The sequence below is a fragment of the Blautia sp. OM07-19 genome (genome assembly GCF_003481595.1).
Taxonomy (GTDB): Bacteria; Bacillota; Clostridia; order Lachnospirales; family Lachnospiraceae; genus Blautia_A; species Blautia_A intestinihominis.
In genome coordinates, this window is sequence record NZ_QULA01000001.1 from 555,682 (window position 1) to 568,837 (window position 13,156).

The window sequence follows — 13,156 nt, forward strand, 5'->3', positions numbered from 1 at the left end:
CATAGCCTGTACAGAAATATGTGCAGGAGACCGATGACTATGCGCATACAGGAAGGCATTATCGTGCCGGCACAGGATCAGCAGTATCAGAACTTTATCGTCCGATATAATCAGAATCTTCATGGAGATTTTGATTACCAGTCCGATGATACGTTTCAGATTGTGAATGACCTGTTCGGGATTCTTTATGTCCCGGAGCAGGATGTTCCGGCACTGGAATTTAACAGTTATTCTTATTCTTCTATTCCCAAATGTTACACTTATATGGAGCTTGGAGCACTGAGTGCATCTGGCGTGCTCAGGCTTCACGACCATCCATATCTCAGATTAAAAGGAGCCGGAACATTGGTGGCGGTCATTGATTCAGGGATCGACTATCAGCATCCGGCTTTTCGTAATGGTGACCAGAGCAAGATTCTGAGTATCTGGGACCAGTCCCTTCCGGGAGGGCGTTCCGGCCGGATCCCATATGGAAGAGAATTTACCAGAGTGCAGATCAACGAGGCACTTGCTGCCGAAAATCCGCTGGAGATTGTGCCCTTAATCGACAGAAACGGACACGGAACCAGGCTCGCTGCGACAGCAGCAGGAAATCGGATCCCGGAAGAAAATTTTTCCGGGGCGGCACCGGAAGCAGAGCTGGTGATCGTCAAGCTTAAGCCTGCCAAAAAATATCTGCGGGATTTTTACCTTTTTCCACGGGAAGCGGAGGTTTTTCAGGAAGATGATATCATGCTGGCGATTGCTTATGTGTTACAGTGCGCGGTAGAAAATCAGATGCCGCTTTCTATCTGCATAGGGCTTGGGACGAATATGGGGGCGCACCGCGGAGACGGACCTTTGAGTGAGTTTATCAACAGCACGGCAAGTTTCAGCCAGAACTCCATTTCGATCGCGGCGGGAAATGAAGGAACAGCCAGACATCATTATTTAAGTGGGGCGGATCGGCAGGAAAAAACAGATACGGTAGAACTCAAAGTAGGAGAGCAGGAGAGTACCAGAGGATTTTCGATGGAATTCTGGGGTGACTCTCCTAATTTTTATAATATCGTGATCCAGTCACCGACAGGTGAGAGACTTCCGGTGAGCACCGCCCTCAAATATGGAACCCAGGAACTTTCGTTTGTATTTGTGGAAACGAGGATCCTGGTCAACTACATACCGATCGAGCGAAGGACGGGAAAAACACTGGTTTTTTTCCGTTTTCTGCATCCGGCACCGGGGATCTGGAAACTTCTGGTGGAGGAACGGATGCCGGCCAATGGAGGATTTCATATCTGGCTTCCGACGAGGGGACTGATCTCCGATGAGACCTATTTCCTGAAATCCTCTCCGGAATTCACGATCACTTCCCCCGGAGATGCCCGTGACGGAATGACAGTAACCGCATACCAGTACCGCGACAACAGTCTTTATGTCCAGGCAAGCCGCGGCTACAACACTGAAAATGTCGTAAAACCAGACTTCGCAGCCCCGGGTGTCGGAATCCTGACTGCCTCGATCGGAGCCGGCCGGATCTTCGAACAGGCAACAGGAACCAGCCTTGCAGCTGCCCAGACCGCCGGGATCGCCGCCCTACTGTTCGAATGGGCCCTGATCCGCGGCAACGAACCCTACTTCACCGGCAACAGCGTCAAAAACTACTTAAGCCGCGGCGCAGTCCGTGACGATATAATACAGTACCCAAATCCGAACTGGGGGTATGGACGTGTGGATCTGTATCATACGTTTGAACTTTTGACGTAAAATCTTGTTGAATATACAAAAAAATTTAGTGAATCTAATTGTTTTTTTGATAATAATTTGCTATAATATATGCACAATGACGATTATTCGGAGCGGTTAGGACGAATGATCTCAAAAACAAATGATTCCGGCGCACAAGAGGGCAGACAATTACAAACAGGGGAGAGGCGGCGGAACGGAAACAGGAGGAAACAATGAAACGAGGAAGTATTTTTGAACTGAATGGCGTTCCAAAATTCCAGGAAGCCATTCCGCTGGCCCTGCAGCATGTAGTTGCCATGATCGTGGGATGTGTTACCCCGGCAATCATCGTAGCCGGAGCAGTAGGAGGAGGCGGCTTAAGCGCCAAGGATCGAGTTATTCTGATCCAGGCATCACTGGTCATCTCAGCACTGTCGACCCTGATCCAGTTATTCCCGCTTGGCAAGAAAGGCGGCTTTACCCTGGGATCCGGACTCCCGATGATCATGGGTGTCAGCTTTGCCTACGTTCCAAGTATGCAGGCGATCGCAGAAGGCTATGGGATCTCGACGATCCTGGGCGCGCAGATCGTCGGTGGTGTGGTAGCATTTATCATGGGTATTCTGGTCAAGAAGATCAGAGTTTTCTTCCCGCCGCTGATCACAGGTACCGTTGTATTTACCATTGGTCTGTCCCTGTACCCGACAGCGATCAACTACATGGCGGGCGGCACAAGCAATCCGGATTACGGTTCCGGGCAGAACTGGCTGGTAGCATTCATCACACTGGCAGTTGTAACTGCACTGAACCATTTCGGCAAAGGAATCCTGAAACTGGCTTCCATTCTGATTGGTATCATCGTTGGTTATATCGTATCCATTCCGTTTGGCATGGTGAATCTCTCAAGTGTAGGTCAGGCGAAGATGTTCCAGCTCCCGCAGTTCATGCATTTTGGCATCCACTTTGAGATCTCAGCCTGCGTTGCCATCGGACTTCTGTTCGCGATCAACTCCGTACAGGCAATCGGAGACTATTCCGCAACGACCATCGGAGCAATGGACCGTGTGCCGGAGGATCGTGAACTCCAGAACGGTATCATGGCATATGGTATCAGCAACGTGATCGGCGCACTGTTCGGCGGACTTCCGACAGCAACCTACAGCCAGAACGTAGGTATCGTTACAACCACCAAGGTTATCAACCGCTGCGTCCTTGGTCTTGCAGCAGTCATCCTCGGCGTTGCAGGTATCGTGCCGAAATTCTCCGCACTTCTGACAACGATCCCACAGTGTGTTCTCGGTGGTGCGACCGTATCCGTATTTGCTTCCATCGCAATGACAGGTATGAAACTTGTAGCTTCCGCAGAGATGGATTACAGAAACTCTTCCATCGTAGGCCTTGCAGCAGCAATCGGTGTCGGCGTTTCTCAGGCATCCGCAGCACTTGCAAGCTTCCCGGACTGGGTAACTACGATTTTTGGTAAATCCCCTGTAGTTCTGGCAACACTGATCGCAGTAGTGCTGAACGTCATTCTTCCAAAGAGCCGCGTAGAGCGCAAGGAAGAAGAAAAACTCAAAAAAGAAGTAAAAGAAAAGATCAAACAGGATCACGAAGAGTTTGATCAGCAGTAAAACCTGAATACATAAAAAGATCCCTTTCTTATCTGGAACCGCTTCTGGCGGCCGCAGTGATGGGAAAGGGATCTTTTTTATTTATGGAAAAAATTATTTACGGTATACAAATGCCGGAAGTCCGTCCTCACCAAGAGGAACATTTACATTTCCCTGGATCAGCGGTCGGGCATAGCGGACAAAATCTTCGGTGACATCGTGACCGTCAGGTGTGATCCACTCTGCCGGAACGACCTTTTCCTGGTTACAGATCTCATTGACATCCTCAAGTCCACAGACCATCTGGTAATTACCATCAGTATCGGCCTCGCGGATGAAGGAAACCATCTTTCCAGTCTCACCGTTAAGGGCAGCCTGCACGCCAAACTTACCTGCAGCAACAGCTTCCTGCTGGTCGGTGGCAGAGATCATGGCTGCACTGCATCGCTGGCTGACGTTCAGTTCTACAGAACGGGCTTTGACACCGAGACGGCTACGGACAAGATTTTCAAGATATTTGCCGCATCCTGCAAGCATCTTGTGACCGAAAGTGTCGATTCCTACAGAGCTGTCGTATTCGCAGATAAAAGTTCCCTCAGCGTCGTGGATTCCCTCAGAAACACAGACGATAAGGTTGCAGTTTGTCTCGAATGCTTTTTCCAGATCTTTCAGAAAAGCTTCCTGGTCAAAATCTGTCTCCGGAAGATAGATAAATAACGGGTTGTCGCCATCATATTTACGTGCAAGGGCACTGGTAGCAGTCAGCCATCCCGCATGACGTCCCATGATCTCGATGATCGTCACGGATTTTTTCTCATAGACATTGGCATCAAGAGTGATCTCACGGACAGTAGATGCAACGTATTTGGCAGCACTTCCGAATCCCGGTGTATGATCGGTATGGATCAGGTCATTATCGATCGTCTTTGGCTCGCCGATCACACGGATGGAGCTTCCAATTTTGGCTGCATAGCGGGAAAGCTTGCTGACAGTATCCATGGAATCATTTCCACCGATATAGAAAAACCAGCCGATGTTCATCTCTTCAAACTTGCGGAAAAGCTCCGGATAGACCGGATCTTCGAGAGATTCCGGCAGTTTGTAACGGCAGGAACCAAGATATGCGCCAGGCGTGTGAGTAAGATACGTAAGCTTCTCGCCCGGAAGAGCTTCCTCAAAATCAAGCACACGACCAGCCAGGAATCCTTCGATCCCATTGACCATGCCGTAAACATGTCCGATTTCATCAGAATGGGCAAGTCCCTCAGAAACAACTCCATAAAGGCTGCTGTTGATCACGGCAGTAGGTCCGCCGGACTGTCCGACGATAAGATTTTTCTTTGACATTTGTATACCTCCGATTAGGTTAATAATGAATTCATTGTAGCATACGGGGGAGAAATTGACAAATGAAGATTCAGGGGCATGGCGTTTCAGATCAGCAAAAGGTTCCTGAACGCAAAAATCTCATTCTCATCCATCAGCCGTTCCATTTCATTCAGATTGAGATCAGAGTGTTCGAGCTCTCGTGAAAAGCGGTAGCAGATGGATACGAGGTCATCAAAGGTGAAATGGTGGTCATTTGCGAGGTAAGTACCCACGGCGAGGTCGTGGATCATGGCTGTGCAGACGACTGCCATTTTTATTTTGGCGAAGATCTGGTCATCGTAGACGGCTCCGCAGAAGTAAGTGTAGATCCAATAAACGAGAAGCTGTTCTTCCTGGATCGTCCAGTCCGGGCAGGCTGCGAGGAATTCCTGACAGCAGCTGGTAAATTTTTCTTCGGAGTCACATGCCGTGTAGAGCGGGAGTAAGGTTTCGTGGAGATATTTCCGCCATCTTTTGCGCAGGACTTCCATCTCGGGAATGACAGCTTTCCAGACCTGTTTACGGTAAGTGACAGGATCTGTCCTGGAAGTTGTCCACTTCTGGATCTTTGCAAGAAAAGTATCTCCAACGCCGGAGCTCTGGTGGCGTGCGCGGATATCTTCCCACTGGTACAGCTCATTTTTGTCAAGAGCCAGCTGGAAATCATGTGTACAGGCAAGCAGTTTGCGGCGGCGCAGTTCCATGGGGAGGTTTCTGTCCTGAACGATGGAAATGAGGTAGTCCCTGGTATCCATCAACGCAGTAAAAAGCAGATAGTCAAAATCATCATACATCTCTTCAGGAGTTTCTTTTTCTATTGTAACAAAAGTAGTTTTTTCCTTCCGGGAGAGAAAGATCCTTGCGGCCTCCGGGCAGGATAAAGAGAGGGAATATTCGCGCAGTCCCTCGAATTCTTCGATGTGGCGGGGATATTTCCAGCAGGTATCGCAGAGCATGTCAGGGCCAGCTTCGCTGTAGATATCGCAGAGATTTTCTTCATTTAAGAAAGCACATCGATGGTCATACTGGCGAAAAGCCTGTTCCTTCCAGTCAATATCATTATAGAGCCGGTTGCGGAAAGCACCCTTAAAGTGGCGGTATTTCTTAAGACTCCTGTCATCGATCATGATCTGCCATCCCGCACAGCAGGTGTCCGGACAGGCTCCTGCGATACAGGAAAATTCTTTATAAAAAGCAGGAAATGTAATCTGCATTTTTGATGTCTCCTTTGTAAAAAATTATACAATGAATTATAGCATCCTGACTTCTTCTCTACAAGATACTCATTCTTATAAGTATGAAATAACTATAAATTCACATCCGGTTCCATTGACGTAAAATGTGTCCTGTGCTAAGATTTTACAGAACAGACAGTTAAATCTGATAAAATGCAGGAAATAAGTCTGGACGAAAGGAGTGTATTATGAGTGGGAAAAACACAGAGAATCAGTCCAAGCAGAAGAAAAAAGGAGATATCCTTCTGACCCTGGTTCTTATTGTGGCGATAGCAGTTTTCTGTTATGCAGCCGTGAATCTTTTTCATATTTACACAGAATACAAGAAAGGAACAGATGAATATAACCACATTGAACAGATGGCAGTGACAGACCGTGCACCGGATTCGCAGGAAGTGGCAGGACCGAATGCACAGCCAAAGGCCCCGATCGACGTGGATTTTGCAGCACTTAAGAGCGTGAACTCAGATGTAGTAGGCTGGATTTATGTAGAAGCACTGGATGGCATCAGCTATCCGATCGTGCAGGGCAAGGATAATGAAACATACCTGCACCAGACATACGAGAAGAACTATAATTTTGCAGGAACTATTTTTGTGGATTATGAAAACAGTCCTGATTTCAGCGACTGCAATACTCTGGTTTACGGACACAATATGAAGAATGGTTCCATGTTCGGCCACCTCAAGAAATTTGCAGAGGATCAGGAGACTTATAATAAGAGTAAATATTTCTGGATCCTGACACCGGATAAGAATTATCGTTATGAGATTATTTCTGCCTACACGACAGGGGTCAACAGTGATACCTACACTTTATTCAAGGGACCGGGCGATGAATTCCAGAGCTATCTGGAAACGATCAAGGGTTATTCAGAAATCCAGACAGATCCGGGCGAGCTGACGATCAAAGACAAGATCGTAACATTGTCTACCTGCACAGGAAACGAATCCACAAGGTTCGTAGTACAGGGAAAGAGGGACATTTCTGAGGATGCCCATTAGGGAGCAGCCTGCGGCAGACAGAAATCAAAAGAGCAAAGGGGGATTTTACATGGATGAAAAGATCATGAAATTACAGGAGCTGATCGATCAGCACGATAACATTGTGTTTTTTGGCGGGGCGGGAGTGTCCACGGAGAGTGGAATTCCTGATTTCCGTTCCCAGGACGGATTATATCATCAGAAATATGATTATCCTCCGGAGACTATCTTAAGCCATACCTTTTTCCTGAGTCATCCGGATGAATTTTATAAATTCTACCGTGACAAGATGCTCTGTGATACTGCCAGACCGAACGCCGCCCATCTGAAACTCGCAGAGCTCGAAGAGGCAGGGAAGCTCAAAGCAGTGATAACCCAGAACATCGACAATCTTCATCAGATGGCGGGCAGCCGCCGTGTACTGGAGCTTCACGGAAGCGTATACCGCAATCACTGCATGAGATGCGGGAAATTTTATGATTTTGATTATGTGAAGCACAGTGAGGGAGTTCCGAGATGCGAATGCGGCGGAATGATTAAGCCGGATGTGGTTCTTTATGAAGAAGGACTGGATAATCAGACGATACAGGATTCTGTCCGTGCGATCTCCGAGGCGCAGGTTCTGATCATAGGAGGAACCTCTCTTGCCGTCTATCCTGCGGCAGGTCTGATTGATTATTTCCGGGGAGATGCACTGGTGGTCATCAACAAATCATCGACTCCGCGTGACCGCAATGCAGATCTTCTGATCAAGGAGCCGATCGGTCAGGTATTTTCTCAGATTAAAGTAAGATAAGGGAGCAGACAGGGCATGGAACTTGTTTATGAAGTGGGGGATGTTGTAACCCTCAAGAAAGGTCATCCATGTGGAAGCAAGGAGTGGGAGATCCTTCGTGTAGGAGCAGATTTCCGGCTGAAATGCATGGGCTGCGGACACCAGATCATGGTGCCGCGCAAAATGGTAGAAAAAAATACAAGAAAATTGTCGAAAAAGATATGAACATTGACAGAAATGTGTAAAACTGTTATACTTTTCTGAAAAAGAATAACCAGGCGTGGTTTGACCAGAAAAGTCAATTTAATGTAATCCGGCGGGAATCCGGAACAGTTTATAAGAAACTGCTGTAAGTGTGCATCCGCATACAGAGTCAGCATATAGAACGCGTTGTGCAGAGGACAGAGACCCATCATGGCAATTATGGGGCTCTGTTTTTGTTGTCTTAAAGAGAAAAGGAAAGAGCGGAGAAACCATGGAAAGACAAAATGCGGAAAAAGGCTGGAATCAGCTGAGGTATGATGCACGGGTATACACGATACAGAATGAGCGAAACAGGAGAGTAGGCGCACCGGGGGAGATTCCGGATCAGTACAGATACATAGGGGACAAATGCTTCCTTAATAATGGCAAGGTACACAGTGTATCGCTTCCCGCTGCCTGTCGCGTGATCGGCAAGCAGGCATTTGAGGGATGCCAGTTTCAGAAACAGGTCAGATTTCCGGATACACTGATAGAGATCAAAAAAAGAGCATTCGCAGGGAACCGGCGTCTGAGGGCAGCAGTACTGCCGGACAGTCTTGAGAAGATCGGTGCACAGTGTTACCGGGAGTGCAGCAAACTGAAAAGAGTGGAATTTTCTTCCGGGAGCAGATGCAGGGTGATCCCGGAGGGGATTTTTGATTCCTGCCTGAATCTGGAGGAAGTCTGTCTTCCGCCACATACACAGCAGATTGAGAAGAGAGCTTTTTACCGCTGCAAGGAACTTCACAGCATTGCACTGCCGGATTCTGTCCGGGAGATCGGAGAAGAAGCATTTTATTTCTGCGGAATAGAGGAGCTGACACTTCCTTCGAACCTTCGGGTGATCGGAGACAGTGCCTTTTTCCGTTGCAAGAATTTAAGAACGGTATATGTCCCGGAGAGTGTCAGAGAGATCGGCCGGTGGGCGTTCCACGGCTGCAGCAGACTGGAGCGGATCGAGATCCTGCATGATCCGGATGAGATCGGACCATGGATCATCAACAGAAGCTGCACGATCGTCTGCCAGAAGGGCAGCAAAGTAGACGAATATGCACAGGAATTCGGCTTTACTACAGAATATGCAGAACTTTTAGAGGAACTTGATGGATAGGAACGGAAAGAAATGGAAGGATAATAAGATGTTCTTTGTAAAAAGTAGAACCAGAGTTACAGCAGCAGTCTGTATGGTGCTGTTTCTGTGCAGCTTTCTGTTATCGGGCTGTGGAGGCGGCGCTTCATCAAAAGGCGGAAACTGCACGATCTCGATAGAATGTTCCACGATTCTTGACCATATGGAGGATCTTAAGGAGACCAAGAAGGAATTTGTTCCGCAGGACGGATGGATCCTTAAGGAAACGCAGGTATCATTTAAGGGCGGCGAAACTGTTTTTGATGTTCTGAAGCAGATCTGCGGAGAGCAGGGAATCCATATGGCATCCCGTTATACACCACTGTACAAGAGCTATTATGTTGAGGGAATCAATCAGCTTTATGAGTTTGACTGTGGCAAAAACTCCGGCTGGATGTACAGCGTAAACGGCAAGTATCCGAATTATGGCTGTTCCAGCTACAGGCTTGAGGACGGAGATAAGATTGAATGGAGATACACCTGCAATCTTGGCTCCGATGTAGGAGATCAGTATGCAGAAGATGGAAAGTGACAGTTTTTCCCGGTGCCACCCCCTGCTGAACTTTTTTTATTTCGGAGTGGTGCTTTTATTTACCATGTTTAATCAGCATCCGGTATTCCTGGGCATACCTTATGCCGGGGCTGTCTTTTATGCCGCGCTGCTGAATGGCTGGCGCAGGACACTCAGGCAGAGTCTGCTTCTGACCCTGCCGGGGCTTCTGGTCGTGGCACTTCTGAATCCGATGTTCAACCATTATGGTGTAACAATGCTTTATTATGTTGAGAGCAGCGGAAACTGGATCACACTGGAGGCTCTGGTATACGGCGTTGTGCTTGGTGCCGTCATGTTTGTCGTGATCCAGTGGTTCAGCTGTTACAATCAGGTCATGACAACGGACAAATTTGTTTACCTTTTCGGACGGATCATACCGGCACTTTCACTCGTGCTTTCGATGGCACTTCGGTTTGTGCCGCGTTTTTTGAATCAGCTTGGAGTTATCCGGAACGGACAGAAGGCAATGGGGCGAGATGTTTCAGAGGGAAGACTTCTGGACAGGATAAAATATGGCCTTCAGATGCTTTCGATCCTTGTGACCTGGTCGCTGGAAAATGCGATCGAGACTTCGGATTCCATGCGAAGCCGTGGCTATGGACTGCGGGGAAGAACGGCGTTTTCCGTCTATCGTTTTACAAAGAGAGACTGTTGCCTTGGAACCCTCATGGCAGGCCTTTTTGCTGTATTTACAGCAGGCTGTGCCAGTGGAGCTGCCTATGCGGTATATGATCCGAGGATCGTACTGGCCGGCTTTACAGTGCAGGGCAGTACAGCACCGGTAAGCGTTACGCCATGGCTTGCCGGAGCAACTTATCTCTGTTTCGGGATTTTCTGTTTCCTTCCGGTGATGCTGGAACTCTACGAGAGCCGGAAACTGAAACAGAGCAGGAAAAAAACAGGAACCGATATCGGAATGACTTACCGTCAGATTTATGAAGAACTGGAACAGGAAGGAAAAATCTTATGAATATAGTAGAGATACATGACTTTTGTTTTGCATACCCGGATTGTTCCAGTAAGGTGCTCGATCAGGTAAATATGGAGATTCAGGAGGGAACCCTGAATGTGATCTGTGGAAGGAGCGGCTGTGGCAAAAGCACTCTGCTCCGTCATTTCAAGAGCGTACTTATGCCTCATGGAGTTTCGAGCGGAACCGTTCTGTTCAAGGGAGAGAAACTTGCAGAAGTCGATCACAGGACGCAGAGTCAGGAGATCGGTTTTGTCATGCAGAATCCGGATAATCAGATCGTAACAGACAAAGTCTGGCATGAACTGGCTTTTGGGCTGGAGAGCCTTGGATATGACAACGAAACAATCCGGCTCCGGGTTGCGGAGATGGCGAGCTATTTTGGAATTCATCAGTGGTTCTACAAGGGTGTGGAGGAACTCTCCGGAGGACAGAAGCAGCTTCTGAACCTGGCGGCGATCATGGCAATGCATCCGTCGCTTCTGATTCTGGATGAGCCGACTTCTCAGCTTGACCCGATCGCGGCATCAGACTTTCTGGAAACGGTCAAAAAGATCAACCGCGACATCGGAACAACTGTGATCATTACAGAACACCGTCTGCAGGATATCATTCCTTATGCGGACAAAGTGTTTGTACTGGATAAGGGAACCGTTTTTCTGGAGGGAAGACCGTCAGAGATCGGTCAGAAACTGCGGGAGCAGAAGCACGGGATGTTTTTGTCCATGCCGGTTCCCATGCAGATCTACGGAGAGACCGACAGCAGTGCGGCCTGTCCCCTGACCGTCAGCGAGGGACGGCAGTGGCTGGCGGAATACTTTCATACAAAAGGAATTTCAAGGGAACTTCAGCAAAAAGCAAACGACCGGTTCCTGGCCGAGAAGACAGCACAGCAGAAAGAACAGCAGCCATCTTCCGGCAGAGAATCGGCAATAGAAATGAAGGATGTCTGGTTCCGGTATGAGAAGGACAGCCCGGACGTTGTGCGGGATCTGTCACTTCAGGTAGGAAAAGGCGAATTTTATGCACTGGTGGGCGGCAACGGAACCGGCAAGAGTACGACATTGTCACTCTTAAGCCGGGTGCGCCAGCCTTACCGTGGCAGGATCCGTCTGGAGGGCCGTGATATCCGTACCTATAAGGACAGAGAATTATACTGTGGCTGTCTTGGTGTGATGCCACAGAATCCACAGAGTATTTTTCTCAAAAAAACAGTACTGGAAGATCTTTATTCCGTCATTGGTGGAAAGAAAGAGAAGCTTTCTCCGGAATATCAGGTTCACATGAAGAAGGAAAAAGCCATCGAGGGAATAGTAAGCCTGACACGGCTTGAAGGGCTTCTGGACCGACATCCCTATGACTTAAGCGGCGGAGAACAGCAGAGACTTGCTCTTGCCAAAGTACTTCTCCTGCGTCCGAGGATCCTCCTGATGGATGAACCCACCAAGGGCATGGACGCAGAATACAAGGAAGAAATCGGCAGAATTCTGAATAAACTGAAACAGCATGGACTGACGATCTTTATGATTTCCCATGATGTGGAATTTGTCGCAGAGTATGCAGACCGCGTGGGTCTGTTCTTTGAGGGAAATGTTGTGACAAGCCAGAATACAAGGGAATTTTTTGCAGGAAATAACTTCTACACAACGGCGGCAAACCGTATGGCAAGGCAGCTCTTTCCGGATGCTGTCACCGGAAAGGATGTGATCACATGCTTACGGAACAGCAATTAGATACATTTATGGAAGAATTCTGGGAGGACCGGCATCCGGAGCATGCAGCAGATACGAAGGAAGAGCAGCCAGAGGAACCAGAAGAATACAGACTTCCCACAGACGGACTGATCATCCGGCAGATGACGAAGGAAGGCAGAGTCAGCAGGCGGACATGGTTTGCGCTGGGTGTGATGCTCCTGGTCGTACCGTTACTTCTGTATCTGTCAGTCAGGGTTTTCCACGGACGAAAATATCTGGTCTGCAGTCTGATCGTGATCGTTGCGGCGATGCTTCCCTTTTTTATGATGTTTGAGGGAAGAAAGCCGAAGGCGCGTGAGATCATGGTGATCGCAGTCCTGGCGGCGATCGGAGTGGCAGGAAGAGCGGCATTTTTTATGGTGCCGAGTTTCAAACCGGTTGCGGCGATCGTGATCTTGAGCGGTATTTCCTTTGGAGGGGAAGCAGGTTTTCTGGTCGGGTGTCTGATCATGATGCTTTCCAACATGTTCATGGGACAGGGACCGTGGACTCCGTGGCAGATGTTTGCATTTGGCATGATCGGTTTTCTTGCGGGAATCCTTTTTCAGAAAGGAATTCTCAAAGCACGGAAGCGGGATCTCTGTATTTATGGATTTTTGAGCGTGTTTCTGATTTATGGTGGAATCATGAATCCGGCAAGTGCGTTGATGTCATATGGACAGGTTACCTGGGCAAGTCTTCTGGCTTTTTATATTTCAGGAGCACCGGTCGATCTGGTACATGCCATCTCAACAGTGATTTTTCTGTGGTTCTTAAGCCGTCCGATGCTTGAGAAACTGGAACGCATCAAGAAAAAATACGGGCTGGTGGAGCCCTGAAAAGAGGCAGA

The 13,156-nt window shown here is 48.4% G+C and carries 12 protein-coding genes; 10 read left to right on the plus strand and 2 right to left on the minus strand.

Features of this window, described 5'->3' with window-relative positions; genetic code table 11:
* Window positions 1–39: 39 nt before the first annotated feature.
* A complete protein-coding gene (locus DXC01_RS02480; RefSeq protein WP_243111531.1) occupies window positions 40–1,746 on the plus strand; it encodes a S8 family peptidase in 1,707 nt (568 codons plus the stop codon).
* A 194-nt stretch (window positions 1,747–1,940) separates the two neighbouring features.
* Window positions 1,941–3,338 (plus strand): uracil-xanthine permease family protein, encoded by a 1,398-nt coding sequence (locus DXC01_RS02485; protein ID WP_118698135.1) that lies wholly within the window; start codon window positions 1,941–1,943, stop codon window positions 3,336–3,338.
* Window positions 3,339–3,431: 93 nt separating this feature from the next.
* Here DXC01_RS02485 and DXC01_RS02490 read toward each other — a convergent pair whose 3' ends face one another.
* A complete protein-coding gene (locus DXC01_RS02490) occupies window positions 3,432–4,664 on the minus strand; it encodes a 6-phosphofructokinase (protein WP_118698136.1) in 1,233 nt (410 codons plus the stop codon).
* 86 nt (window positions 4,665–4,750) lie between these two features.
* Window positions 4,751–5,899, minus strand: a complete 1,149-nt coding sequence (gene fliB / locus DXC01_RS02495) for a flagellin lysine-N-methylase (protein WP_118698137.1) — start codon at window positions 5,897–5,899, stop codon at window positions 4,751–4,753.
* 209 nt (window positions 5,900–6,108) lie between these two features.
* Here fliB and srtB point away from each other — a divergent pair, with 209 nt between their 5' ends.
* From srtB to DXC01_RS02535, 8 genes are all read left to right on the plus strand, one after another.
* Window positions 6,109–6,924, plus strand: coding sequence for a class B sortase (gene srtB / locus DXC01_RS02500; protein WP_118698138.1), 816 nt, complete (start codon window positions 6,109–6,111; stop codon window positions 6,922–6,924).
* Between the two features lie 49 nt (window positions 6,925–6,973).
* On the plus strand, window positions 6,974–7,699 hold the full coding sequence (locus DXC01_RS02505) for an NAD-dependent protein deacylase (RefSeq protein ID WP_118698139.1): 726 nt from the start codon (window positions 6,974–6,976) through the stop codon (window positions 7,697–7,699).
* Window positions 7,700–7,714: 15 nt separating this feature from the next.
* On the plus strand, window positions 7,715–7,903 hold the full coding sequence (locus DXC01_RS02510) for a DUF951 domain-containing protein (RefSeq protein WP_022214649.1): 189 nt from the start codon (window positions 7,715–7,717) through the stop codon (window positions 7,901–7,903).
* A gap of 250 nt (window positions 7,904–8,153) precedes the next feature.
* Window positions 8,154–9,032, plus strand: coding sequence for a leucine-rich repeat domain-containing protein (locus DXC01_RS02515; RefSeq protein WP_118698140.1), 879 nt, complete (start codon window positions 8,154–8,156; stop codon window positions 9,030–9,032).
* Window positions 9,025–9,582 carry a DUF4430 domain-containing protein gene (locus DXC01_RS02520; protein WP_118698141.1) on the plus strand — a complete coding sequence of 186 codons (558 nt, stop codon included), beginning with the start codon at window positions 9,025–9,027 and terminating at the stop codon, window positions 9,580–9,582. Before DXC01_RS02515 ends, DXC01_RS02520 begins: the two co-directional genes overlap by 8 nt.
* Entirely contained in the window at window positions 9,563–10,573 is a 1,011-nt protein-coding gene (locus tag DXC01_RS02525) for an energy-coupling factor transporter transmembrane component T (RefSeq protein ID WP_118698142.1), read from the plus strand. Before DXC01_RS02520 ends, DXC01_RS02525 begins: the two co-directional genes overlap by 20 nt.
* Window positions 10,570–12,306, plus strand: a complete 1,737-nt coding sequence (locus tag DXC01_RS02530; RefSeq protein ID WP_118698143.1) for an ABC transporter ATP-binding protein — start codon at window positions 10,570–10,572, stop codon at window positions 12,304–12,306. Before DXC01_RS02525 ends, DXC01_RS02530 begins: the two co-directional genes overlap by 4 nt.
* Window positions 12,285–13,145, plus strand: coding sequence for an ECF transporter S component (locus DXC01_RS02535; RefSeq protein ID WP_022214654.1), 861 nt, complete (start codon window positions 12,285–12,287; stop codon window positions 13,143–13,145). Before DXC01_RS02530 ends, DXC01_RS02535 begins: the two co-directional genes overlap by 22 nt.
* Window positions 13,146–13,156: the final 11 nt, after the last annotated feature.

What these genes read in the sequence shown, in the direction of transcription:
- DXC01_RS02480 (WP_243111531.1), top strand. Translation starts at nt 40, where the DNA reads ATGCGCATACAGGAAGGCATTATCGTGCCGGCACAGGATCAGCAGTAT.
- DXC01_RS02485 (WP_118698135.1), top strand. Translation starts at nt 1,941, where the DNA reads ATGAAACGAGGAAGTATTTTTGAACTGAATGGCGTTCCAAAATTCCAG.
- DXC01_RS02490 (WP_118698136.1), bottom strand. Translation starts at nt 4,664, where the DNA reads ATGTCAAAGAAAAATCTTATCGTCGGACAGTCCGGCGGACCTACTGCC.
- fliB (WP_118698137.1), bottom strand. Translation starts at nt 5,899, where the DNA reads ATGCAGATTACATTTCCTGCTTTTTATAAAGAATTTTCCTGTATCGCA.
- srtB (WP_118698138.1), top strand. Translation starts at nt 6,109, where the DNA reads ATGAGTGGGAAAAACACAGAGAATCAGTCCAAGCAGAAGAAAAAAGGA.
- DXC01_RS02505 (WP_118698139.1), top strand. Translation starts at nt 6,974, where the DNA reads ATGGATGAAAAGATCATGAAATTACAGGAGCTGATCGATCAGCACGAT.
- DXC01_RS02510 (WP_022214649.1), top strand. Translation starts at nt 7,715, where the DNA reads ATGGAACTTGTTTATGAAGTGGGGGATGTTGTAACCCTCAAGAAAGGT.
- DXC01_RS02515 (WP_118698140.1), top strand. Translation starts at nt 8,154, where the DNA reads ATGGAAAGACAAAATGCGGAAAAAGGCTGGAATCAGCTGAGGTATGAT.
- DXC01_RS02520 (WP_118698141.1), top strand. Translation starts at nt 9,025, where the DNA reads ATGGATAGGAACGGAAAGAAATGGAAGGATAATAAGATGTTCTTTGTA.
- DXC01_RS02525 (WP_118698142.1), top strand. Translation starts at nt 9,563, where the DNA reads ATGCAGAAGATGGAAAGTGACAGTTTTTCCCGGTGCCACCCCCTGCTG.
- DXC01_RS02530 (WP_118698143.1), top strand. Translation starts at nt 10,570, where the DNA reads ATGAATATAGTAGAGATACATGACTTTTGTTTTGCATACCCGGATTGT.
- DXC01_RS02535 (WP_022214654.1), top strand. Translation starts at nt 12,285, where the DNA reads ATGCTTACGGAACAGCAATTAGATACATTTATGGAAGAATTCTGGGAG.